We start from the raw sequence: 23,252 nt of genomic DNA, 5'->3' as shown, positions 1-23,252 counted from the left end.
CCGGTCGCGGAATCCGGAGAGGGGATGCTCATGAGACTGGTCTGGCAGCTCCTGGCCGTCGTGGTGGTCGCGATGGCCGGCAGCCAGTGCTTCGCCGCCGTGGAGGGCAATCCGTGGCTTGAGCTGGCCACCGGCCTTGTGACGGCCGTGCTCGCGTTGCTGGTCTACGGATGGGTGGTGCGGCGGACCGAGCGCCGCCCGGTCGCGGAAGTGGCCCGGAAGGGGGCCGGAGGCGCGCTGGGCGTCGGAGTCCTGATCGGGGTCGCGCTGTTCGGGGCCGTCATCGCCAACATCGCCTTCCTCGGCCACTACAAGGTGGACGGGCTGGGGTCGCCGACGGGCGCGGTGGGGTTGTTCGGCTTCATGGCCGCCGCCGCCGTGACCGAGGAGCTGATCTTCCGCGGCGTCCTGTTCCGGATCATCGAGGAGCGCATCGGCACGTGGATCTCGTTGGCGCTGACCGCTGTGCTGTTCGGCCTGTCGCACCTGACCAACCCGCACGCCAGCCTGTGGGGCGCGATCGCCATCGCGATCGAGGCGGGCGGCATGCTCGCCGCCGCCTACGCCGCCACCCGCAACCTGTGGCTGCCGATCGGCCTGCACTTCGGCTGGAACTTCGCCGAGGCCGGCATCTTCAGCACCGAGGTCTCCGGCAACGGCACCTCGCAGGGGCTGCTGGACGCCGCGACGTCCGGCCCGAAGCTGATCAGCGGCGGGGATTTCGGCCCGGAGGGCAGCGTCTACTCGATCCTGTTCTGCGCGCTGGCGACGGTCGTGTTCCTGTGGCTGGCCCGTCGGCGCGGCAACCTGGTGCCCCTCCGCCGCCGCACCGCCCCCGCCGCGGCCGCCGGGCTGCAGCAGGTCTGACCCCGTGGTTTCCCGTGGACGACGGCGCCTGGGCGGTGTTCGACAAGCCGGACACCGCCCAGGCTGGGGGCGCTGGGCGAGCCGCTGATCAGTGCCGGGGGTGGCGCAGGACCGCGACGGCGCGGGGTGCCAGTTCGACGGTCTCGACGGGCTCGGCCGGGTCTGCCAGAAGGTCGGGGGCGGGTTCCGTGAGGCGGACGGAGGCGGGCTCGGCGCCGTGGTTGAGCAGGAACAGGTAGCGGTGCTCCGGGCCGTGACGCACGACGGCCTGGACACCCGGGGGCAGGCCGGGCAGGACGGGGCGGACACCGGCGTCCGCGCGGGCGCGGTCCATGAGCCGACGCATGGCCGCCGGGGCGGGGCGGGTGGCCAGGTACCAGGCGACGCCGTCGCCGTATGCGTGCCGGGTGACGGCCGGGCGGCCGGCGAGCGGCCCCTCGGTGAAGGTGGCGACGGGCCGGGCGCCCTCCACGTCGATCCACTCGGACCACAGGGCGGCCTCGTGGCGTTCGCCGCCCATGTCGATGTGCGTGGGCCCGTCCAGAGGCCAGAACTCCTCGACGTGCAGGCCGAGCACCTCGCGCAGGGGCGCCGGATAGCCGCCCGGGTGGACGCGTTCGGACTCGTCCACGATGCCGGAGAAGAACGACACGAGCAGGTGCCCGCCGCCTGCGACGTACCGGGTGAGGCGGGCGCCGACGTCGCCGGTCATCAGGTACAGGTTGGGGACGACCACCAGCCGGTACGCCGTCAGGTCGGCGGTCGGCGGGACGACGTCGCAGGTCACGTGGGCGTCGAAGAGGGGCGCGTAGTGGGCGCGGTGGGCGTCCAGCAGGTCGATGGGGGCGGGGTGGGCGTCGCCTTCGACGGCGCGCCAGCTGTCCCAGTCGTGCAGGATCGCCACGTCGGCGCGGACGCGGGTGCCCGCGAGCTCGGGGACGGCCGCCAGTTCGGCGCCCAGGGCGCGGACCTCCCGGTGGGTGCGGGTGCCGGGGCCGCCGTGCGGGACCATCGCGGAGTGGAACTTCTCGGCGCCGCCGGCGGCCTGGCGCCACTGGAAGAACAGCACGGCGTCGGCGCCCTGCGCGACGGCCTGCCAGCACCACAGGCGCATGAGGCCGGGCGGTTTGGGGGCGTTGCGCGGACGCCAGTTGACCGCGCTCGGCGCGTTCTCCATCAGCAGCCACGGCCGGCCCGAGCCCGCGGAGCGGACCAGGTCGTAGGCGAACGCGGCGTCGACGTGCGCGCGGGGGTCGTAGGGGTCGGGGTAGCTGTCGAGGCTGACGACGTCCTGTTCGGCGGCCCACCGGAAGGAGTCGATCGGCTTGTGCACCAGGCCGGTGAAGTTGGTGGTGACCGGCACGTCCGGCGAGTGCCTGCGAACGGCGTCGCGTTCGCTCAGGTAGCAGGCGAGGATCGCGTCGTCGCTGAACCGTTCGAAGTCCAGCCGGTGCGCCGGGTTCACGAACGTGGGCGTGGTGCGGGGCGGGTTGATCTCCTCCCAGTCGTCGTAGCGCTGCGACCAGAACGCCGTGGACCAGGCCCGGTTGAGCGCGTCGATGTCGCCGTAGCGGTCGCGCAGCCAGCGCCGGAAGTCGGCGGCCGACACCTCGCAGTAGCACTGGCGGACGTGGCAGCCGTACTCGTTGCCGATGTGCCAGAGCCGCAGCGCGGGATGGCCGGCGTAGCGGCGCGCCACCTGCTCGGCGAGGCGGCGGGCGTGCTCGCGGTAGACGGGGCTGGACGGGCAGTAGTGCTGGCGCGCGCCCGGCCACAGTCTGGTGCCGTCGGCGCGGACGGGCAGCACCTCGGGGTGCAGTCGCGACAGCCAGGGCGGCGGGGACGCGGTCATGGTGGCCAGGCAGGCGCCGATGCCGTGGTCGGCCAGGTTGTCCATGACCCGGTCGAACCAGCCGAAGTCGTACTCGCCGGGCCGCGGTTCGACGCTCGCCCAGGCGAACACGCCCACCGTGACCAGCGTGACGCCGGCCTCGGCCATCAGCTTCATGTCCTCGGCCCAGACGGAGGGCGGCCACTGCTCGGGGTTGTAGTCGCCGCCGAACATGATCGTCATGTGATGTCCTCCATGCGCAGCCACAGGCCGAGCCGGGACGCCGGCGTCCGTTCGCCCGCCCGGACCCGCTCCAGTTCCGCCGGTGACAGCGCGCGCCGGTAGACGCGCACGTCGTCGATGGTGCCGTGGAACCGGTCGGCGCCGTCGAGGCGCTGCCCGATGTGGATGCCGTCCACGCCGAACTCCTTGCCCTCGGTGACCGAGCCGGGCGGGACCTCGGCCGAGGCGACCTCGGTGCCGTCGATCCACAGGCCGAGGCGTCCGTCGGCCCGGCGCAGGGCGGCATGGTGCCACTGCCCGTCGTTGTAGGCGCCCGCCGACTGTACGGTGATGTTGAACCGGTCCACCATGATCAGCGCGCGGATGCGGCCTGCGGCGGGTTCGGCGCGCAGCCACACCTGCGGGGTGGTGCCGCTGCCGGTCCGGTAGGCCCACAGGAGGGCGTGCGACCCGGTGGTGTCGGTGTAGCGGAACCAGGTCGTCATGGTGAAGTCGCCGCCGCCGACGTCGATGGACCGGTCGAACGGCACCTCGACGCGGTCGTCCACGCCGTCGAGGGCCAGGCCGTTGCCGAAGCGGCCCGGTGCCGTGGACGCTCCGCCCCTGACGTAGGCGTCGTTGCGGTTGGGCGAGGAGTCCGGGGTCTTGGGGCCGGGGGCGGGCGGGCCGGGGATGCCGGGCGGGGTGCCGTTGGGGGTGGCCAGGTAGGCCTCGTTGAAGCGGGCCCAGCGGATGGTCTCGTAGGGCGAGGAGGTGCCCGCCTCGTAGTAGAGGCCGATCTCGTCGTCGCCGAGTTTCACCATGTCGGAGTAGGCCGACGGGCCCCACCAGAAGACCTTGCCCTTGGTCCAGGGCTGCCAGGTGCGGCCCTCGTCGTAGGAGGAGCGTACCGCCATGACCTCCCGCGCCACGGGGTGCGCCGGGGACGACACCAGGATGCGGTTGGTGGCGTCGCCCTCGTCGCGGGCGTGCAGGCGCAGCGTGGACGCCTGCACGTCCGGCATGGGCAGGTCGAGGGTGCGGAAGGGGCGGTCGAACGTCTCGCCGCCGTCGCTGCTCACCGCGTAGGCGCGGTGCCCGGGGGCGGTGCCGCGTTCGCGGGCGAGCGCGTAGATCTTCCCGTCGGTGCGTTCGACGACGGTGACCTCCTGGGCGATCACCGTGCCGTCGTCGAAGGCGCTCTGGGCGCCGACGTGCCAGGTCAGGCCGCCGTCGTCGCTGTAGAGCAGGTGGGTTCCGTAGACGTGCGGGCCGCCGGCGCGGTCGTAGCTTTCGTAGTTGGCGCCGACGACGAGCCGTCCGGCGTGCGGGCCGCGGGTGAGCTGGATGCCGTGCATCGGGCCCGTGGCGTACCAGAAGTTCCACTCGGGCCGTTTGCCCTCGGTCATCTCGCGGAGCGCCGACCAGGTGGCGCCGTTGTCGTCGCTGATCTGCACGTACGGGTCGCGGTCGCAGCCGTCGGGGCAGGGGTCGGGCCCGTTGTGGGTGCTCACCAGGACGACGCGTCCGGGGTGCCGCCGGTCGACGATCGGCACCGGGTTGCCGTGGGTGGAGCCGTTGCCCTCGGAGACCACCTGGAGCGGGCCCCAGGTGCGTCCGCCGTCGGACGAGCGGCGCAGTACCAGGTCGATGTCGCCGTCGTCGCCGCAGTCGGCGACGCGTCCCTCGGCGAAGGCGAGGACGGTGCCGTCCGTTGCGCGGACGACCGCCGGGATGCGGAAGCAGGCGTAACCGAAGTCCCCCTGTTCGAACAGGACCTGCTCGTCGATGTACGGGCGGGCCGCCGAGGCGGCGGCGTGCGGCGCCGGGGCGGCGGCGAGCGCGCCCAGCAGCGAGACGGCGAGCATCGCCCTCGCGGTCGCGGACGTCATGGGTGCCCTCCGGGGTGGTCGAGGAGCGTCCGGGACATCCCATGTTGGACGTCCTACATCTCATCCGGCAAGAGCCGAATCGTGGTCGGATCGGACGCCGCCGGGCCCTTGACCGGGCGGAGAAACCGACCCTAGCCTCACAATCCCAAGACGTAGGACGTCCGATGTCCCTTGTCCGAAGGATGAGACTCCGCATCCGCCCGCCCACCCCCAGGAGGCATCGTGAGCCCGTCGGACCCCACGCCCGACCTCGGCCGCCGGGACTTTCTGCGCTACACCGGAACGCTCGGCGCCGCCGCGGCCGTCACCGCGACGCTGTCGGCGTGCGGCGGCCCGGCCTCGACCGGGTCGAGCGGCGCCGGCAAGGACAAAGACCTGATCACCGCGGTGATCGGTTACGGCAACGACCAGAGCTGGGACCCGACCATGACCGCGTCGGCGTTCTCGATGGCGGCCAACAACCACATCTACGAGGGCCTGGTCGACACCGACCCGATCACCCGCGCGCCCTATCCGGCGCTGGCCACCGCGCTGCCCGCCGACACCTCCGCGACCACCTGGCGGTTCGAGCTGCGGCCCGGCGCCAAGTGGCACGACGGCAAGCCCGTCACCGTGGACGACGTGCTGTTCACCTTCGAGGCCATCCTGGACGACAAGGCCAAGCGGCTGACCTACTCCTTCTTCGCCACCTGGCTGAAGGAGGTCCGCCGAGCCGGCGACAACGCCGTCGAGCTGGTGCTGAAGTTCCCCTTCCCGGACGCGCTGCCCCGGCTGACCATCGCCAAGATCATGCCGCGGCACGTGTTCGGCGCGCCGGGCGGCTGGGACGCGGCGGCCAAGGGCAAGGCGGTCGGCTCGGGCCCGTTCCGGATGACCGCGCACAACCCCAAGTCCAACACCTCCTTCGAGGCGTTCCCCGACTACAACGGGCCGCGCAAGCCGCTGGTCAAGAAGATGAACTGGCTGTCGATCGTGGAGGCGCCGGCCCGGGTCGCCAAGATCTCCGGCAGCGCCGCCGAGGCGCAGATCGCCGACAACGTGCCGTTCGCCAACATCGACCAGCTGCGCCGCGCCGGGCTGCGGGTCGAGGGCGGCAAGGGCATGAACCACATGTTCCTGATGTTCAACACCAAGCAGAAGCCGTTCGACGACGTCCGGGTGCGCCAGGCGCTGCTGTACGCCATCGACACCAAGACGATGATCAACGTGGGGCTGAAGGGCCACGGCACCCCGGCGACCAGCTTCCTCAACGAGCAGCACCCCTCGTACGCCCGCGCCAAGACCGTCTACTCCTACGACCCGGCCAAGGCCAGGGCGCTGCTCGCCGAGGCCGGGGTGACGAACCTGGCCGTCAAGCTGATGGCGGTCAACCTGAGCTGGATCACCGAGTGCCTGCCCACGATCGCCAACTCGTGGTCGGCGATCGGCGTCCGCACCACGCTGGAGCCGCAGGACACCAGCGCGCTGTTCACCAAGATGGACCAGTCGCAGTCCTACCAGGTGGTGGCGGCCGCCTCGAACCCCAACCAGTTCGGCCTCGACGCCGACCTGATCATGCGCTACAACTACACCTCCGGCGGCACCTGGATGAAGTACACCGGATGGGACGGCACCGCCGAGGCCAAGGACCTGTTCGCCAAGATGGACGCGGCCACCCGCGAACCCGACCCGGCCAAGAAGCTGGCGCTCACCCGCGCCTACATCGACATCATCGCCGAGCAGGCCGTGCTCTACCCGGTGGTGCACACCGAGCTGATGACCGCCTGGGACCCCAAGAAGATCACCGGGGTGCGGGCCCAGGCGTACCCGGGCGTCAACCTGCTGCAGGCGCGCCGGCTGTGACGGCCCCATCCCCGATCCCTGCTGTCTTCGAGGTCCGAGGGGGTGCGCGGTGGCGATCGTCGTCCGCATGCTCGTGCAGCGCACGCTGCTGCTGATACCGCTGCTGCTGGGCGTCAGCCTGCTGGTGTTCATCGTGATGCGGTTCTCCGACAGCAAGCCGGAGTACGCCTACTTCCAGGGGGCCAACCCCACGCAGGAGCAGATCCGCGCGTTCCAGGAGCAGAACGGCCTGCTCGATCCGCTGCCAGTGCGCTACGCGCGGTTCGTGGGCGACCTGGTCCGGGGCGACATGGGCACCAGCGTGCTCACCAAGGCGCCGGTGCGCGACTCGGTGCTCACCGCGCTGCCGCTGACGCTCCAGCTCACCCTGTACGGGGTGCTCATCGCGGTGGTGCTGTCGCTGCTGCTCGGCGTCACCGCGGCGCTGTTTCGGGACCGCTGGCCCGACCAGGCGATCCGGCTGGTGTCGCTGTTCGGGGTGGCCGCGCCGGCGTTCTGGCTGGCGCTGCTGATGATCCAGTACCTGGCGGTCGATCTCGGCTGGTTTCCGACCGGCGGCTACATCAACCCGGCCGACGGCGTCGGCGGCTGGCTGCGTTCGCTGACCCTGCCGGCGTTCGCGCTGTCGCTGCCCGTGGCCGCCTACCTGACCCGCGTCATCCGCACCTCGATGGTCGAGGAGCTCGACCGGGACTACGTGCGCACCGCCATCGGCAGCGGGCTGCCGCCGATCGCCGTGGTCGGACGCAACGTGCTGCGCAACGCGCTGATCACCCCGCTGACCGTGCTGGGCCTGCGGGTCGGCTACCTGCTCGGCGGCGCGGTGGTCATCGAGACGATCTTCGCGCTGCCCGGCATGGGGCAACTGATGATCAACGGGGTGCGCAACGGCGACCCCGCCGTGGTGCAGGGCGTGGTGCTGACCATCGCGACCGGCTTCGTCGTGCTGAACCTCGTCATCGACATCCTCTACCTGCTGGTCAACCCCCGTCTCAGGAGCGCCTCATGATGCGCCGCGGCCTCGCCAGGCGGCTGTCCCGGGGCGACGTCGCGTTCCGGCGGCTGAACACGGCCTCCTGGATCGCGCTCGGCATCGTCGTGGTGATCGCCGCGGCCGCCGTCCTCGCCCCGCTGCTGACCCCGCACTCCCCCTACACCCAGGAGGCCGTCGGCGGCGGCCCCAGCGCCCGGCACTGGATGGGCCTGGACAGCGCCAACCGCGACATCTTCACCCGGCTGCTGTACGGGGCCCGCTGGTCGCTGATCATCGGTCTGGCCGCGACGGCGCTGGCACTGGCGGCCGGCTCGGTGGTCGGCGCCGTCGCCGCGACGTCCCGCAGGTGGGTGGACGAGACGGCCATGCGCACGCTCGACGTCATCATGGCCTTCCCCGGCATCGCCCTGGCCGCCGTGCTGGTGGCCGTGTTCGGCGGCAGCGTCCCGGTGCTGGTGGCGACGATCGCGTTTCTGAACATGCCGTCGGTGGCGCGGGTGGTGCGCGCGAACGTGCTGGCCCAGTACGGCGAGGACTACGTCGCCGCCGAACGCGTCATCGGCGCCCGCGCCCCGCACATCCTCATCAGGCACGTGGCGGTGAACTGCGCCGCGCCGATCCTGGTGTTCTGCACGGTGATGGTCGCCGACGCGATCGTGTTCGAGGCGTCGCTGTCGTTCATCGGCGCGGGCGTGCGGCCGCCGGACCCGTCCTGGGGGAACGTCATCGCCGACGGCCGGAACATGGTCCTGGTGGGCGGCTGGTGGGCCACCCTGTTCCCCGGCCTGCTCATCCTGGTCACGGTGCTGGCGCTCAACGTCCTGGCCGAGGGCATCTCCGACGCCTGGGCCGCCCCCGCCGAACGCCGGGACGCCCCCGCCGCCGAGCCGGAGGCGGACCGGCGGCCCGCACCCGTCCCCGACCGGGGCGAGGACGTGCCGCCGGCCGGTCTGCGGGAAGCGGCGCGCCGTCTCGCCGAACGCGCCCGCCCGCTGCCCGAGGGCGACCCGGTGCTGAGCGTGCGGAACCTGACCGTGTCGATCCCGGGCCGCCACGACGATGCGGACGACGCCGTGAACATCGTCGACGGGGTGAGCTTCGACGTCCGCCCCGGCGAGGTGCTCGGCCTGGTCGGCGAGTCCGGCAGCGGCAAGTCGCTCACCGCGCTCACGGTCATGGGGCTGCAGCCGCGCCGGGCGCGCGTCGTGGGCGAGATCGTCTTCGCCGGGCGCGACCTGCTCGCCCTGCCCTGGTCGGCGCGGCGCAGGCTGCTCGGCCACGAGATGGCGATGGTGTACCAGGACGCGCTGTCCTCGCTGAACCCGGCGATGACCGTGCGGGCGCAACTCAAGCAGCTCGTCCGGCGCGGCGGCCGGCGGACCCCGGCCCAGCTGCTGGAGCTGGTGGGCCTGGATCCGGCGCGGACCCTGCGCGCCTACCCGCACGAGCTGTCGGGCGGGCAGCGGCAGCGGGTGCTGATCGCGATGGCGCTGTCCCGCGACCCCAAGCTGATCATCGCCGACGAGCCGACCACCGCGCTGGACGTGACCGTCCAGGCCCAGGTCATCGGGCTGCTGCTGCGGCTGCGCGCGGAACTGGGCTTCGCGCTGGTCCTGGTCTCGCACGACCTGGCGCTGGTGGCGGACGTGACCGACCGGGTCATGGTGATGTACGGCGGGCGGATCGTGGAGACCGGCGCCACCCCCGCCGTGGTCGGCGCGCCCGCCCACCACTACGCCCGCGGTCTGCTGGGCTCGGTGCTGTCGCTGGAGGCCGGCGAAGAACGCCTCGCCCAGATCCCCGGCGTGGTGCCCTCCCCCGCCGCATTCCCCCGCGGCTGCCGCTTCGCCGACCGCTGCGCGATGGCCACGGACGTGTGCTGGACCGACGAGCCCGTCCTGCGCGACCGCGGCACGGACCACGCGGTGGCCTGCCACCATCCCGCCGGGTCCGCCCAGGAGCCCGTGGCCGCGCCCGCCGCCCCTAAGGAGCCGCGATGACCGCCCGCCAGGGACTCCCCGAGCGGCCCGACGCCGGGCCGCTCGCCGAACTCGCCGACGTCCACGTGCTGTACCGGGCGCGCTCGGGCGGCCTGCTCTCCCGCGACCGCGTCCACGCCCTCACCGGGGTGGACCTCGCCGTCGCGCCGGGCGAGACCGTGGGCGTCGTCGGCGAGTCCGGATGCGGCAAGTCCACCCTGGCCAGGGTCCTGGTCGGTCTGGAGCGGCCCACCGCGGGCACGGTCCGCTTCGACGGCCGCGACATCTGGTCCATGCCCGCCCGGGAGCGCCGCGCCGCGATCGGGTCGGACATCGGCATGGTCTTCCAGGACCCTGCCACCGCGCTCAACCGCCGCCTGCCCGTCCGCACGGTGCTGCGCGACCCGCTCGACGTGCACGGCCGGGGCACCCCGCGCGAACGCGACGACCGCGTCCGCGAACTGCTCTCCCTGGTCGGCCTGCCCGCCACCCGCCGACCTGCTGCCGAGCCAGATCTCCGGGGGCCAGCGCCAGCGGGTGGCGATCGCCCGCGCGCTCGCGCTGCGCCCCCGCCTGCTGGTGGCCGACGAGCCCACCAGCGCCCTGGACGTCTCCGTCCGCGCGCAGATCCTCAACCTGCTGCTGGACCTGCGCAGCCGGCTGGGGCTGGCCATGGTGTTCGTCTCCCACGACATCAAGACGGTGCGCCGGATGAGCGACCGGGTCGTCACCATGTACCTCGGGCGGATCGTGGAGGAGGCCGCGGCGGACGCGGTGCCCGCCCGCGCCCGGCACCCCTACACGCGGGCGCTGTTCTCCGCCGCGCCCGGCCTGCTGTCGCCCATCGACCCGATCCCGCTGGAGGGGCCGGTGCCGTCGGCGACCCGGCCGCCGTCCGGCTGCCCGTTCCGCACCCGGTGCTGGCGGGCCGACGACGCGTGCGCCGCCGAGATGCCCGCCCCGCACCGCGACGGGGGCCACCTCTTCCGCTGCCACCACCCGGTGCCCAAGGGCGCGACCGACCTCGAACTGATCGACCAAGCACAGGAGCGTTCATGACCATCGCCACCGCGGCGTCCGGCGTCATCCCCCCGGTGTGCACGCCTCTCACCCCCGCCCACGAGGTCGATACCGCCTCCCTCACGCGCCTGGTGGACCATTTGCTGGACGGCGGCGTCGACGGCCTGTTCGTCCTGGGCAGCTCCTCGGAGGCCGCCTTCCTGCCCGACGGGCATCGCCGCACCGTGCTCGACACCGTCATCGGCCATGTCGCCGGGCGGGTCCCGGTCCTGGCCGGTGTCATCGACATGACCACGCCGCGCGTCCTGGACCACGTCCGCACGGCGGTGGCCGCGGGCGCCGACGGCCTCGTCGCCACCGCCCCGTTCTACACGCTCACCTCCCCCGCCGAGATCGCCGTGCACTTCCGGACGATCGCCGACCGCGCGGGCGTGCCCGTCTACGCCTATGACCTGCCGGTCTCCGTGCACACCAAGCTGGACGCCGGCCTGGTGCTGGACCTGGCCACCGAGGGCGTGCTCGCCGGCATCAAGGACTCCAGCGGCAACGAGGCCGCGCTGCGCGAGGTGCTGCTGGGCCGCCGCGACCGCGGCATCACATCGTTCTCGGTGCTCACCGGGTCGGAGCTCACCGTGGACACCGCGCTGTGGATGGGCGCGGACGGCGTCGTGCCCGGCCTGGGCAACATCGACCCGCACGGCTACACGCGGCTCTTCCAGGCCGCCGCCAAGGGCGACTGGGCCGCGGCCCGCAACGAGCAGGAACGCCTGTTCCGCCTCTACGACCTGGTCAAGGTCGCCCGGGGGCGGATGGGCGGCGGCTCGTCGGCGCTGGGCGCCTTCAAGGCGGCGCTGCATCTGCGGGGTGTCATCGACCACCCCACGACCGCGCCTCCGCAGATCCCCCTCAACGACGAGGAGACCGCGCGGGTGGCCGAGTACCTGTCCGGGGCCGGGCTCCTGTGACACCGGCGCGGCCGCGCCCCGCCGCAGGTCAACGCCGCCGCAGGTCGGCGCCGCCGCGGGCCGGTGGCGGCGCGGGTCAGCGGCGGCGCGCGGCCTTCTCCACCCGGCTGTCGATGTTGCGGAAGTGGCGGGCCAGGGCCTGCTCGGCCCCCTCCACGTCGTGCCGCCGCAGCGCCGTCACGATCGCCCGGTGCCGGCGCACCGTGCCGATCGGCGAGGGGTCGTGGTTCCAGCCGCGGACCTGGGCGACCCGGTCGAAGACGTTCCAGAACACCCGCAGCAGCTGCGGGACGAGGGTGTTGCCGAGCGACCGGTAGAGCAGCTCGTGGAACTCGCGGTCCTCGTCGGGGAACGGCTCGCCCGCGCGCGCCTTGGCGTCCATCTTGCGCACGGCGGCGTCGAGCGCGGCGAGGTCCTCGTCGGGGATGGTGGCCGCCACCCGCCGGATCAGGCCGGCCTCCAGCGCCTCCCGCACCTCCAGGATCTCGCCGAGGGCCCGCACGTCGTTCTCCGAGCCCTGCAGGGTGCGGAAGGTGAGCCCGTCCGCCAGCGGCGTGAGCGACAGCTTGCCCACGTACGTCCCGTGCCCGTGCCTGACCTCGACGATGTCGAGCGCCCGCAGCGCCTTCAGCGCCTCGCGCACCGAATTGCGGCTGACCCCCAGGTCGTCCATCAGGTCGTTCTCGGTCGGCAGCGGATCGCCCGAGCGCAGGCCCCGGTCGAGGATCAACTGCATGATCTCCTGCTGGAGCAGCTCTCCCGTGCGCCGGGCGAGAACGCGCCGCCCCGGCCTCTCCGTCATGCATCCATCGTACTTGACATAGGACATCCAACGTCGGATGTTCCGACTCGGCGTGGGAAATGCCCGTCGGCGGGGCCGGGTGAGCGCCCGTAACGGCACGCCGCCCCGTCGTGCACCATGGAGGGATGACTCAGGCCGTTGCGGAAGACCTCGCCCCCGCGCCGGACGTCTCCGGCCGCCTGGCGGTGCTGGCCGATTACGTCGCCGACGGCGACGTGGTGGTGCTGAGCGGGGCGGGGCTGTCCACCGAGTCCGGCATCCCGGACTACCGCGGGGAGACCGGGCGTCGGCGGCGGGCCACCCCGATGACGTACCAGACGTTCACCGGCAGCGCCGAGGCGCGGCAGCGGTACTGGGCGCGCAGCTTCCTGGGCTGGCGGCACATCGCCGGCGCCCGGCCGAACGCCGGCCACCGCGCGGTCGCCGAGCTGCAGCGCCGGGGCCTGATCGCCGGAATCATCACCCAGAACGTCGACGGCCTGCACCAGGCCGGCGGGGCGCGCGACGTGATCGAGCTGCACGGCGGCCTGGACCGGGTGGTGTGCCTGCGATGCGGCCGCCGCACGCCCCGGCGGCTGCTGGACGAGCGCCTGCTCGCGGCCAACCCCGGCTGGGACGCCCGGGTCGACGCGATCAACCCCGACGGCGACGCCGTGCTGGCGGACGAGCAGATCCGCGCGTTCCGCGTGGTGGACTGCGCCGACTGCGGCGGCGTGCTCAAGCCCGACGTGGTGTTCTTCGGCGAGAACGTGCCGCCGGACCGGGTCCGCGAGTGCTACGAGCTGACCGGGCGGGCGGGGCTGCTGCTGGTGCTCGGCTCGTCGCTGGCGGTCATGTCCGGCCTGCGGTTCGTCCGCCGCGCCCACCGGCACGGCATTCCGGTGGCGATCGTCAACCGGGGGCCGACCCGCGGCGACGCCCACGCCTTCCTCACGCTGGACGCCCCGCTCGGCCCGACGCTGACCGCTCTGGCCGCCGCGCTCTGACGCCCCGCCGTCCGACCGGGCGATGGCGCCCCGGCGCCGCGCCGCCGGACCGGCCCGCACGGGTGCCCGGTGCGCCGCTCGGCGCGGCCGGACACCCGCGCGGCGGTCACTCCCGGGTCGCCGCCAGGCCGGTGGCGGGGACGCGGCCCATCAGCACGCCCAGGCTCTCCGTCAGCTCCGCGACCTTCTCCACGTCGTCGCCGCAGAGCGCCTGGTCGCCGTCGCACAGGGCGATCGAGGGATCGGGATGGACGTCGATGATGAGCCCGTCGGCGCCGGCGGCGACGGCCGCGCGGGCGAGCGGCAGGACCAGGTCGCGGCGCCCGCCCGAGTGGGACGGGTCGACGATGACGGGCAGGTGCGACAGCCGGTGCACGACCGGGACCGCGCTGACGTCGAGGGTGTTGCGGGTGGCCGTCTCGAAGGTGCGGATGCCGCGTTCGCACAGCACGATGTCGAGGTTGCCGCGCTGGGCGATGTACTCGGCGGCCATCAGCCACTCCTTGATGGTGGCGCTCATGCCGCGCTTGAGCAGGACCGGCCTGGACGCCGCGCCCACCGCCCGCAGCAGGGAGAAGTTCTGCATGTTGCGGGTGCCGATCTGCAGCATGTCGGCGTATTCGGCGACCAGCTCGACGTCGTGGGCGTCGACCACCTCGGTCACCACCGGCATGCCGGTCTCCGCGCGCACATCCGCCAGGATCTTCAGCCCCTCCGCGCCGAGGCCCTGGAAGGCGTACGGGGAGGTGCGCGGCTTGTACGCGCCGCCGCGCAGCAGGCTCGCGCCCGCCGCCTTCGCCATCTGCGCCGCCTGCAGGGTCTGCTCGGGGGTCTCCACCGCGCACGGGCCCGCGATCACGGTCAGGAAGCCGGGGCCGATGGGCACGCCGCCGACCTCGATGACCGACCGTTCGGGGTGGTGCTCCCTGCTGACGAGCTTGTACTCGGCCGAGATGCGGACCACGTCGGCCACTCCGCGCCGGTTGCGCAGGCTCAGCATGCCGATCCGGGTGTGGTCGCCGACCACGCCGACGATGGTGCGGGAGACACCGCGGCTGACGAAGGCCTGCGCCCCCGACGCCCGGACGATCTCGACCACCCGCTCCAGATCCGCCTCGGTGGCGTCGGGAGACATGACAACGACCATGGCGCCTGCTCCCTCCGCTCAGCCCCGGCCCGCCGGGCCGGCCGCCCGCGGGCGGCCCGCCGCCGCGTCCAGGGACCGGGCGGTGCCGCCACCGCCGCCGTGGAAGCTTCGCGGGCGTTTCACCGCCCTTTCCATATCGCCGGCGAATAACTCACCGTGTTCTGCCGACCGAATACGCATCGGACACCTCCGTCATGACATCGTCGTCCGGTTCGGCCAACCCACTCTAACGGCGTGCGCCGCCGTTTCGTCCAACCGCGTGTTGCTGCAGTTGGACACCGGCGAAGCCGGGTATCGCGGGAAACGCGAGCACTCCCCGGACATTGCACCGACGGGAAGGAGCAGGCCGCCTCGTCTTTCCATCGAGAAAAGGCGTTGACGGCCCGTCGGCCGCGAATCCGGGGAGCCTTCTCGCGCGGCGGCGGTCACAACGGATACGGCCCGAAACGGCCCCAGGCCACCGCGACGGACATGATCAGCAGGACGGCGGTGAGGGCGACGCCCGGCGGTTCCCGGCGGCCGGCGTGGACGGTCGCCGCGAGCAGCATGACGACGGCGAGGCCGGTGGCCGCCAGCGGTGTCAGCACGGTGGCGACGCCCAGTGCACCCGGCAGGAGCAGGCCCGCGACGGCGGCCAGTTCGGCCGCCCCGGTGAACCGCAGGGTCGCGGGCGAGAAGCCCTGCAGCGCGGGCAGGCGCCGGACGAGCTCGCCGTTTCGCCGGAAGGCCTTCATGGCACCGGCGCGCAGGAACACCGCGGCGAGCACGGCCTGCAGGTTCCACAGCAGGACGTTCATGCCGGACGGAGTCGCGCTCGGCGGGACACGGGCGGCGACAGGGCGGGCGCGGTCATCGGACCGTCAGGACGATCTTGCCGTCCACGCTCTGGCCGACGAGCCGTTCGGCGGCGTCGGCGATGTCGGTCCACGGCAGGACGTCGTCGACCGGCGGGCGCAGCCGGCCTTCGGCGACGAGCCCGACGAGCAGCCTGAGCATCGGCGAGCAGTCCGCGGTCATGAAGTTGCCGAGCCACAGGCCCTGCAGGCGCGCCCCGGGCGTGCGGTAGAAGTCGACGGGGTCGAAGGCGGCGGGCCGGCCGCTTCCGTTGCCGAAGCTGACGCAGACGCCGTTCGGTGCCAGCGCGGCCAGGGCGGTGGCGAGGAAGTCACCGCCGACGCCGTCGAGGATGACGTCGTAGCCGCCGGCCTGGCGCGCCTCGGCCATGGTGGTGAACACGGTCGGCGCGGCGATGCCGTCCTCGCGGAGCCGCTTGGGCAGGTCGGGGCGGCGGCTGACGGCGAACACCCGCGCCCCGGCGAGGTCGGCCAGCCGGCAGGCGTACCGGCCCACGCCGCCGGCGGCACCGGTGACCAGCACCCGGCGCCCCAGCAGCGGCCCCGCCGACTGCAGGGAGGCCAGCGCGGTGACGGCGGCGACGGGCAGGGCCGCCGCCTCGACGGCGCCGACGCCGTCGGGGATCTCAGCGATCATGGATGCGGAGGCGGTGACGTACTCGGCCCAGGAGCCCTGCGGAAGGAACCCGTAGACCCGGGTCCCCGCGGGCGGCGTGCTGCCGTCGCTCGCGGCCTGCTCGACCACGCCGGCGAAGTCCCATCCGGGCACGTAGGCGTCGGTCGCCTCCATCGCCCGGCGGATCTCCCCTGCGTTCAGGGAGAACGCCTCGACCTTGATCAAGGCTTGGTCGGGCGCGGGTGCGGGCCGCGGCGCCTCGGACAGGTGCAGGCGCGGGGTCGCCGCGGGATCGGTGATGACGACGCGCATGGCGGCGCTCCGTTCTCGAACTAGTTTCGGTAACGACGGTTTCCGTTATAGCGCCGCGAAATACGGAAGTCAACGTTTCCGTTAAACTGGCCGGGTGAGCGAGCACAAGTCCCGCGGCCGCCCCCGCGACCCCGCCGTCGACCAGGCGGTGCTGCGCGAGACGCTGGCCCTGCTCGACACCCGCGGGTACGACGGCCTGCGCGTCGCCGACGTCGCCCGCAACGCCGGGGTCGGGCTCGGCTCCCTCTACCGGCGCTGGCCGAACAAGTACGCCCTGGTGGTCGACGCGCTGCGGGCAGCGGCCGCGGCGCGCGAGGTGGAGCCCACCGACGATCCGGTGGCGGACCTGCTGACCGGTCTGGTGAACCTCGCCGAGGGGCTCGGCCACCGCGGCGCACCGCTGCTGGCGGTCCTGCTGACCGATCCCGGCTCCGAGCTGGCGGCCGCCGTCCGCGAGGCCAAGGTCGAGCCCGTCCGGGCGGCCACCCGCGAGCGCCTGCGCCGGGTGATCGGCCCGGTGCCCGACCTGCAGGCGCGGGCCGACGCGGGGCAGGCGCTGGTGCTCCTGCACCTGATGCTGCACGGCGTCCCGCCCGACGAGACGCGGATGCGCGAGGAGATCCTCCCCGTCATGATCGGCCGCCCGGCCGACTGAGCCCGCCGCCCCGGTCGGCGCGGCACCGTGCGGCCAGGGCGGAGGCCGGGCGTGCTCGCCGCCTGCTCCGCCGCGGCGGTGTCAGTTCGGCGCAGTCGTCTGCCCCGCGCGCGGACTCCACTCGCAATCGCCGGCAGACGGCCTCCGGCCACCGGAATCAGCCCCTGGCACGGGCCTCACGTCATGGGGCCGTGCGGGCAGGGGGAGGCGGCCGGGCGCCCTCAGGTCGTCGAAAGGGCCCGGCCATGCGCGGAGGGGATCAGCCCTCCGCCCAGCCGTGCTTGACCGCCAGATCGGTCATGACACGGCGCACCTGCAGGATCTGCTGGCCGGTCAGCGTCGCCGCACCGGCGAGCAGCGCCTCGGTGATCTCGTGCGTGATCTCGGCGATGGACAGCACGTCGCACACGTCGTCGTCCGCGTCGTGCTCGCGGGACCCGCCGAACGGCGCAGGCACCCGGGTCGGCGCCGGACGTTCGACGGTCTGCACGGCGAACGCCTTCAACCCCCGCTCTCCCTCGGTGACCTCGAAGGTCACCGCGGTGCCGGGGGTGAACAGGGCCTTGTCCTCAAGCAGCTCGTTGGCATGGACGAAGACGTCCTCGCCACCGCCGTCGGGCGCGATGAACCCGTAGCCGCGGGCGTCATCGAACCTGATGATCTTTCCAGACCTCGCCACTGAAACCTCCCACCAACAACACGTGGCCGCCGGGCGGCCGCTGACCGGCCGCCCACGCCGCCGCCGGCCGGCCTCTCCTCCGTCGGGACGCCCGCCCGCCTCCAGCATGTCACCCGGAGGCCGGCGGCGGGGCGGACAGGGCCGACGCGTCGCGGTCACGGCGCGGAGAGCAAGGGCTTGCCTGGACCGTCCGACCGGTTTTCTGTGGGGGGGTTCAGAAGAGGAACGCGAACAGGATGCCGCCGACGACGTGCCCGATGACGGTCACGGTCGCCAGCAGGACGAGCAGGACCTTGGCGGCGGGCTGGTCGAACTGGCTGCGCTTGTCCCTGCGCGGCGGCAGCTCCGCCTGACGCCGGGCGATGCGCACCTCCAGAGGTTCTCTGCGGAACACGCGTCCTCCATCGCCGCCCTGACAGTTGATGCAACAGTATTGCAAGGCGTTCGCCCTGATCGAACCGCCCGCCCGCCGGGCGCCCGGCCGCAGGCGTCAGGAGGCCGGGCGCGTGCCGTGGAGGACGAGCGCAGGCCGCCGCGGCCGCTGCATGCGCCGGGCGGCTGAGCTCGCGTGCGGGCAGTCGGGGGACGTGCGGTGCAGCGGGCGGACGACGGGGTCGCCGTTGGCCTGGATGGCCAGGCTGACCAGGGACTCCAGGAGGAACAGGTCGCCGTCGGTGTCGAGGTGCACCTGGACCCAGTCGCCGTCCGGGCACAGGTCCACGCGGCCGGAGGCGGCGAGGGTCGCGCTGAGACGGTGGATGACCCGCCGGGTGAGGAACACCTCCGCCAGGTCCCGGTGGTGGAAGTGGACGATCTGCAGGCCCCGCAGGGCCAGCGCGCGGCCGGGCGGGCAGTCGGCGCGGCACACCCTGAGCGGCCAGTTCCGGAATCGGGCCATCGCCAGATCGGCGTACGAAACGGAGCGGTGGCTGAGTCCTCGGCTCATGCCCTCAGCGTGGCGGATCGGCCGGCCGGATGGCGGATCGTCCCATGTCCTAGTGGGTTCCACGGGTTCCTGGTAACTTCCCGGAAGCCCGCGGCACCTCCGGGAAGCTTCCTGGACGGGACCGATGTTCGTACAAAAGGGGACGAGAACGCGAACATCCGAACAACTCCATGATCCGTCCCCGGTCCGGACCGCATCATGGAGGGCCGCCCCCGTGAGGGGCGCCTGTACGGGGCGACGCGGGAGATGGACGGAGCGCGGGCGTTGGACTCCTATCTCGACCGGAAGGCGGACTTCACCCGTGATCTGGTCGACCGTCTGGGCGGGGCCGACCCCACCTCGCTGGCGCGGCGCACGGGGCTGCTGGAGGAGACGGTCCGAGCGGTGCTGGCCGGGGACGGCGAGCTGGCGTCGTGGGAGGTCGTCAGCGCGTGCCTGGCCGCGGCGGGCGTCGAGGGCGGCGACGTGGCGGCGGTGCGCGAGCGGTGGGCGGCGGCCGAGCAGGCGATGTGGCAGGAGCGGGGCGACGACCTGCGCGCCGCGTTCGAGCGCAACCGCAACGGCAAGCCCGCCAGGCTGGTCGAGAGCCACCGGCCGAAGACCCCGTGGCGGCGGCTGGTCTCGCGGCACCCCGTGACGTTCGAGCCGTGGGCCATGCCGACGTTCGGCGGCGTCCGCGAGCTGCCCGATCCGGCGACGGCCGGCGACATCCGGGACTTCTACCGGCTGCTGGCGGGGCTGCGGGAGTGGGCTGGCTCGCCCCGGCAGTCGGAGATCGAAAAGCGTTCGTGGGGCACGCTGCCGGACGCCACGATCAGCGCGATGCTGCAGAAGGACCGCTGGCGCACCACCAGCGACCGGGAACGCGTCCGGGTCGGCTACTTCGCGATGGCGTGCGGGCTGCCCGAGGCGGAGGTGGCGCGCTGGGTCGAGGCCTACGAGCGGCTCCGGCACGTGGCACCGCCGGACGACCTGGCCCGCGCCCGCGCCGAGGCGGCCGACCTGCGGCGCCGACTGGCCGCCGCCGAGGCCGAGGCGCAGGACCTGCGCGCCCGCCTGGCTGCGGCGGAGAGCCGGCCGGATCCGCTGCCCGCCCCGCCGCCGGCCCCGCCGCCGGCCCCGCCGCCGGCCGGGGGCGCGCGGCCCGGCCGCCGGTGGTGGGACCCGCGCGAGCGGCGGTCGCTGACGGCGGCCGTCGCCGCGCTGCTGTTCGCGGGCGGTGTCGGAGCCGGGCGGGCCATGGGCGCGGGCGGCGACGCGGTGGAGCGTTCCTTCTGCTTCAGCGGCACGCTGCACCTGGTGGGCTCCACCGCCTTCGAGAAGACGGCCGACACGATCCGCCGAGGCTATGAGGCCCTGTGCGAGGACGCGCGGATCGAGGTGGAGGCCATCGGCTCCAACGAGGGGGTGCGCGCGCTGACCCCCGAGAACGCGGCCTCGACGATCGCCATGCACGACGGGCACCTCAAACCCGACTCCGACGAGATCCGCACGCGCGGGTTCCGCGGCTTCCCGGTCACGCTGGTCGCCTTCGCCGTCGTCGTTCACAAGGACGCGAACGTGACCGGCCTGACCGTGTCCAAGCTGCGGTCCATCTACAGCGACGACGGCCCGACCAGCTGGAACCGGTTCCGGGGCGGGGCCGACGTGCCGATCCGCATGGTCAGCCGGACCGAGGGCTCGGGCACCCGGACGATCTTCGAGGAGCAGGTGCTGCGGCAGCCGGAGCCGGAGCTGTCGTCCCGCGACTGCCACCGCAAGGACGAGATCCGCGCGGCCGCCCGGGTGATCCGCTGCGAGCGCAGCAGCCAGGGCCAGGTGCTGGAGACCGTCAACCGGCTGCCCGGCGCGATCGGCTATGCCGAGTTGCACGTCGCCGCCGACACCCGCCGCTATCCGAACGTGCGGATCCTCGCCTTGGACGGCCGGAGGGCGGACGCCGCCTCCGCCGCGGCGAACCGCTACCCGTTCGTCGCGCCCGAGGTCTTCTACACCTACGGGGCGCCGCCGAACCGCAGCCCCGCCTCGGCGTTCCTGACGTTCATGGCGAGCGACCAGGCGCGCAGGCTCCTCCAGCAGGCGGGCGCCACCCCCTGCGTCTCGCGGGACACGCTCGTGTCCGCGCCGTGCCAGGCGACCTGAGCGCGGCACAGCGGACGACCTCCCGGTTCTCCGGCGGGACACGGCCTTCGAGCGGTTCGACAGCGCCGCCGGGCGGCTGGCATCATCACGCGCATGGCCGAGCTGCCCGGCGACCTGACCGCCGCACTGGACGAGGCTCTGCGCGGGGCCGACTCGGCGGCGTTGAGCAGGTCGGTCCGCAAGCTCATCCACCGGTACCGCGACGGGTTCGACCCCGCCCGGCGCATGGTGCTCGGCTCCGCAGCCGACGTGGCCGCGTACGCCGCGTACCGGATGCCCGCCACCTACGCCGCAGTGGTCGCCGCGCTGGAGCGCAGCGCGGAGCTGATGCCCGGTTTCTCCCCCCGCACGCATGTGGACGTCGGCGCAGGCACCGGGGCGGCGGTCTGGGCCGCCGCCGAGGTGTGGCCGTCCCTGGAGGAGACCACCGCGCTGGAGCAGGCGCCCGAGGCGATCTCCTTCGGGCGGCGGCTGGCCGAGCGGGCGGACTCGCCCGCGGTGCGGGACGCGCGCTGGCGGCGGACGGTGATCGCCGGGCCGGTGCGCAAGCCCGACGCCGACCTGGTCACCATGGCGTACGTGCTCGGCGAGCTGCCGCCGCAGGTGCGGGCGGACGCGGTGCGCTCGCTGGCGGCCGGAAGCGAGCTGGTCGTCCTGGTCGAGCCGGGCACCCCCGCGGGCTACGAGCGCATCGTGGAGGCCCGCGGCCTGCTCGTCGAGCTGGGGCTGTCGGTGGTGGCGCCGTGCCCGCACGACCGCGCCTGCCCCATCCCCCGGGGCGAGGACTGGTGCCATTTCGCCGAACGGCTGAACAGGACGGCCCTGCACCGCAGGATCAAGGTCGGCACCCTGGGGTTCGAGGACGAGAAGTTCTGCTATGTCGCGGCGGCCAGGGGCGGCAGGTCGCGGGCCGCCGGGCGGGTCGTGCGGCGCCCCGTCCAGCGCAAGGGCCTGGTGTCGCTGCGGCTGTGCACGGACGCGGACGGGATGATGGACGCCACGGTCACCAAGCGGCACGGCGAGGTCTACCGGGCGGCCCGCAAGGCCGAGTGGGGAGATGCCTGGCCGCCGGTGCCGCAGGACCGAAGCTGACCGGCCCGTCCGGGCGTCCCGATCAGAGGACGTGCTCGGCGCGCACGTGCCGCACCAGCGTGGTCATCTTCAGCACGGGAAGCTCGCAGACGTGGCAGACCCACACCCCGCTCGGAACCGAGACGCCGTGCGCCGCGGCGTCGTCGCGGGCGCAGGCGAGATGGTAGGCGCGGACCATCCGCCGCCAGTATCGTGCCGCGATTGACATCGCTCCTCCGTCAGATGCCGTGCTCGGGACAAAACCCAAGGGTATGGCACGAATAGAGGAGCCTTTGACCCCGGCTTGGCGTCCGGCCCGCGGGGCCTTGCGGGCGCGAGTCAGGCCGGGGCCTGCCGGCGGTCGGCGGGAGCCCCGTCCCGGTCGGCCGGCACCCGCGGCCCCGAGGGCCGGCCGGCGGCGGCGAGGGCTCCCGCCTGGTCCGGCAGGCGGATCACTGCCCGATCCTGACTCCCGGCTGGCCGTAGGGGTACTCCAGCGGCCGGTGAGGCCGGCGGCCGGTGAGGCCGGCCGCGGCGCGGACCTTGCCCATCGGGAGGATCGTCCTGCCGAAGGTGTCCTCCATCAGCATGGCCGCCGCCGCGTACAGGGCGAGGGCGGAGGAGATGACGAACAGCCAGCCGCCGATGCGCACCGGCCAGGCGGCGCCGGACCAGAAGCCGGCCGCGGTGAACGCGGCCCCCACCGACAGCACGATCAGCAGCGCCGCCATCCCCATGTTGCGGCCGAGCGCCGCCAGCGCGGTCAGCCCGGTGATCACGCAGAGGGCCACGAACCAGAACCCGAAGGGGGCGTTGGCCGAGCCGATCACGGGGGTCAGCACCGCGGGGTAGGAGCCCATGGCGGCGAGCATGTACAGCAGGCCGAACCCCAGCCAGAACGCGCCCCAGGTGCCGTGCACGGCGGTGGCGATGCCGTCGCGCGCCCGGTAGGACCACATTCCGGCGAGCAACTGCGCGAGCCCGCCGAACATGAGCACGAACGGGAACAGGACCAGGGGCGTCAGGTTGGTGCCGTACCAGCCCGCCATCCAGGCGCCCACCATCATCAGGGCGGCGGCGAGGCCGAACAGTCCCAGGATGGAGGGGGCCGCCACCGGCTGCAGGAAGACGCGGGTGCGGTCCTCCCAGACGGCGTGCTCCTCGGTGAACTCCTCCGGCGCGCGGCGTTCGCCGACCGGTACGCCATGGCGAGCGGGTTCTCTCTCATGTGTCATGGCCCCTCCTCTAATCGGAGATGCAGGGCATTTTCGGTTTATCCGAAGAACGCCCCGATAAACCTGCCGCACGCCGCCCGCTCCCCTCTCCCCGGCCCCGCCTTCCGAGCTCCTGCGCCCCCTCTACACGAGGCCCGATCAGCGGCGACTGATAGGCAATGACAGGTCAACCATGAAAACGTCACGTATTCCCAA

The 23,252-nt window shown here is 73.3% G+C and carries 21 protein-coding genes and 1 pseudogene; 11 read left to right on the top strand and 11 right to left on the bottom strand.

Annotated elements, in window-relative coordinates:
- Window positions 1-30 precede the first annotated feature (30 nt).
- Window positions 31-867, top strand: a complete 837-nt coding sequence (locus tag QSK22_RS18285; protein ID WP_285495422.1) for a CPBP family intramembrane glutamic endopeptidase — start codon at window positions 31-33, stop codon at window positions 865-867.
- Window positions 868-955: 88 nt separating this feature from the next.
- Here the strand turns inward: QSK22_RS18285 and QSK22_RS18280 are convergent, their stop codons facing one another.
- Window positions 956-2,941 (bottom strand): beta-galactosidase, encoded by a 1,986-nt coding sequence (locus QSK22_RS18280; protein ID WP_285495421.1) that lies wholly within the window; start codon window positions 2,939-2,941, stop codon window positions 956-958.
- Window positions 2,938-4,812 carry a sialidase family protein gene (locus QSK22_RS18275; protein ID WP_285495419.1) on the bottom strand — a complete coding sequence of 625 codons (1,875 nt, stop codon included), beginning with the start codon at window positions 4,810-4,812 and terminating at the stop codon, window positions 2,938-2,940. Before QSK22_RS18275 ends, QSK22_RS18280 begins: the two co-directional genes overlap by 4 nt.
- Window positions 4,813-5,034: 222 nt before the next feature.
- Here QSK22_RS18275 and QSK22_RS18270 point away from each other — a divergent pair, with 222 nt between their 5' ends.
- The 6 genes and pseudogenes from QSK22_RS18270 (at window position 5,035) to QSK22_RS18245 (ending at window position 11,612) form a co-directional block, all read left to right on the top strand.
- A complete protein-coding gene (locus QSK22_RS18270) occupies window positions 5,035-6,654 on the top strand; it encodes an ABC transporter substrate-binding protein (RefSeq protein ID WP_285495418.1) in 1,620 nt (539 codons plus the stop codon).
- Between the two features lie 49 nt (window positions 6,655-6,703).
- A complete protein-coding gene (locus tag QSK22_RS18265; protein ID WP_285495417.1) occupies window positions 6,704-7,663 on the top strand; it encodes an ABC transporter permease in 960 nt (319 codons plus the stop codon).
- Window positions 7,660-9,648: a dipeptide/oligopeptide/nickel ABC transporter permease/ATP-binding protein gene (locus tag QSK22_RS18260; RefSeq protein ID WP_285495416.1), complete on the top strand. Its 1,989-nt coding sequence runs from the start codon at window positions 7,660-7,662 to the stop codon at window positions 9,646-9,648. Before QSK22_RS18265 ends, QSK22_RS18260 begins: the two co-directional genes overlap by 4 nt.
- A pseudogene (locus QSK22_RS18255) lies at window positions 9,645-10,058 on the top strand (ATP-binding cassette domain-containing protein); the annotation flags it as partial. The gene QSK22_RS18260 and the pseudogene QSK22_RS18255, both read left to right, overlap by 4 nt.
- A 106-nt stretch (window positions 10,059-10,164) precedes the next feature.
- Window positions 10,165-10,686 carry an oligopeptide/dipeptide ABC transporter ATP-binding protein gene (locus QSK22_RS18250; RefSeq protein ID WP_285495573.1) on the top strand — a complete coding sequence of 174 codons (522 nt, stop codon included), beginning with the start codon at window positions 10,165-10,167 and terminating at the stop codon, window positions 10,684-10,686.
- On the top strand, window positions 10,683-11,612 hold the full coding sequence (locus QSK22_RS18245; RefSeq protein ID WP_285495572.1) for a dihydrodipicolinate synthase family protein: 930 nt from the start codon (window positions 10,683-10,685) through the stop codon (window positions 11,610-11,612). Before QSK22_RS18250 ends, QSK22_RS18245 begins: the two co-directional genes overlap by 4 nt.
- A 76-nt stretch (window positions 11,613-11,688) precedes the next feature.
- Here QSK22_RS18245 and QSK22_RS18240 read toward each other — a convergent pair whose 3' ends face one another.
- Window positions 11,689-12,414, bottom strand: coding sequence for a FadR/GntR family transcriptional regulator (locus QSK22_RS18240; RefSeq protein ID WP_285495415.1), 726 nt, complete (start codon window positions 12,412-12,414; stop codon window positions 11,689-11,691).
- Between the two features lie 125 nt (window positions 12,415-12,539).
- On the opposite strand from QSK22_RS18240, the gene QSK22_RS18235 reads away from it, so the two are divergent.
- Window positions 12,540-13,400: an NAD-dependent protein deacetylase gene (locus QSK22_RS18235; protein ID WP_285495414.1), complete on the top strand. Its 861-nt coding sequence runs from the start codon at window positions 12,540-12,542 to the stop codon at window positions 13,398-13,400.
- Between the two features lie 106 nt (window positions 13,401-13,506).
- On the opposite strand, the gene aroF is transcribed toward QSK22_RS18235, so the two are convergent.
- The 3 genes from aroF to QSK22_RS18220 form a co-directional block, all read right to left on the bottom strand.
- Window positions 13,507-14,547 (bottom strand): 3-deoxy-7-phosphoheptulonate synthase, encoded by a 1,041-nt coding sequence (gene aroF / locus QSK22_RS18230; protein WP_285495413.1) that lies wholly within the window; start codon window positions 14,545-14,547, stop codon window positions 13,507-13,509.
- A gap of 425 nt (window positions 14,548-14,972) precedes the next feature.
- The gene (locus QSK22_RS18225) at window positions 14,973-15,344 is read right to left on the bottom strand and encodes a DoxX family protein (protein ID WP_285495412.1); all 372 of its coding nucleotides are present in this window, start codon (window positions 15,342-15,344) and stop codon (window positions 14,973-14,975) included.
- A gap of 52 nt (window positions 15,345-15,396) precedes the next feature.
- Window positions 15,397-16,329, bottom strand: coding sequence for a zinc-binding dehydrogenase (locus QSK22_RS18220; RefSeq protein ID WP_285495411.1), 933 nt, complete (start codon window positions 16,327-16,329; stop codon window positions 15,397-15,399).
- Between the two features lie 94 nt (window positions 16,330-16,423).
- On the opposite strand from QSK22_RS18220, the gene QSK22_RS18215 reads away from it, so the two are divergent.
- Complete coding sequence (locus QSK22_RS18215) at window positions 16,424-16,984, top strand: TetR/AcrR family transcriptional regulator (RefSeq protein WP_285495410.1); 561 nt, start codon at window positions 16,424-16,426, stop codon at window positions 16,982-16,984.
- Window positions 16,985-17,243: 259 nt separating this feature from the next.
- On the opposite strand, the gene QSK22_RS18210 is transcribed toward QSK22_RS18215, so the two are convergent.
- From QSK22_RS18210 to QSK22_RS18200, 3 genes are all read right to left on the bottom strand, one after another.
- On the bottom strand, window positions 17,244-17,663 hold the full coding sequence (locus QSK22_RS18210; protein ID WP_285495409.1) for a cold-shock protein: 420 nt from the start codon (window positions 17,661-17,663) through the stop codon (window positions 17,244-17,246).
- 214 nt (window positions 17,664-17,877) lie between these two features.
- Window positions 17,878-18,057, bottom strand: a complete 180-nt coding sequence (locus QSK22_RS18205) for a hypothetical protein (RefSeq protein ID WP_285495407.1) — start codon at window positions 18,055-18,057, stop codon at window positions 17,878-17,880.
- A 96-nt stretch (window positions 18,058-18,153) separates the two neighbouring features.
- Entirely contained in the window at window positions 18,154-18,609 is a 456-nt protein-coding gene (locus QSK22_RS18200) for a luciferase domain-containing protein (RefSeq protein ID WP_285495406.1), read from the bottom strand.
- A gap of 198 nt (window positions 18,610-18,807) precedes the next feature.
- On the opposite strand from QSK22_RS18200, the gene QSK22_RS18195 reads away from it, so the two are divergent.
- The gene (locus QSK22_RS18195) at window positions 18,808-20,751 is read left to right on the top strand and encodes a substrate-binding domain-containing protein (RefSeq protein ID WP_285495405.1); all 1,944 of its coding nucleotides are present in this window, start codon (window positions 18,808-18,810) and stop codon (window positions 20,749-20,751) included.
- A 93-nt stretch (window positions 20,752-20,844) separates the two neighbouring features.
- Window positions 20,845-21,843, top strand: a complete 999-nt coding sequence (locus QSK22_RS18190; protein ID WP_285495404.1) for a small ribosomal subunit Rsm22 family protein — start codon at window positions 20,845-20,847, stop codon at window positions 21,841-21,843.
- Window positions 21,844-21,865: 22 nt separating this feature from the next.
- Here the strand turns inward: QSK22_RS18190 and QSK22_RS18185 are convergent, their stop codons facing one another.
- The gene (locus QSK22_RS18185; protein WP_285495403.1) at window positions 21,866-22,051 is read right to left on the bottom strand and encodes a hypothetical protein; all 186 of its coding nucleotides are present in this window, start codon (window positions 22,049-22,051) and stop codon (window positions 21,866-21,868) included.
- A 223-nt stretch (window positions 22,052-22,274) separates the two neighbouring features.
- A complete protein-coding gene (locus QSK22_RS18180) occupies window positions 22,275-23,057 on the bottom strand; it encodes an acetate uptake transporter family protein (RefSeq protein WP_285495402.1) in 783 nt (260 codons plus the stop codon).
- Between the last annotated feature and the right edge of the window lie 195 nt (window positions 23,058-23,252).

It is taken from the genome of Actinomadura sp. NBRC 104425, from assembly GCF_030269545.1.
In the GTDB taxonomy this organism is placed as follows: domain Bacteria; phylum Actinomycetota; class Actinomycetes; order Streptosporangiales; family Streptosporangiaceae; genus Spirillospora; species Spirillospora keratinilytica.
Note: the sequence above shows the minus strand (reverse complement) of the source record. Positions and strands in the feature narration are given on the sequence as shown.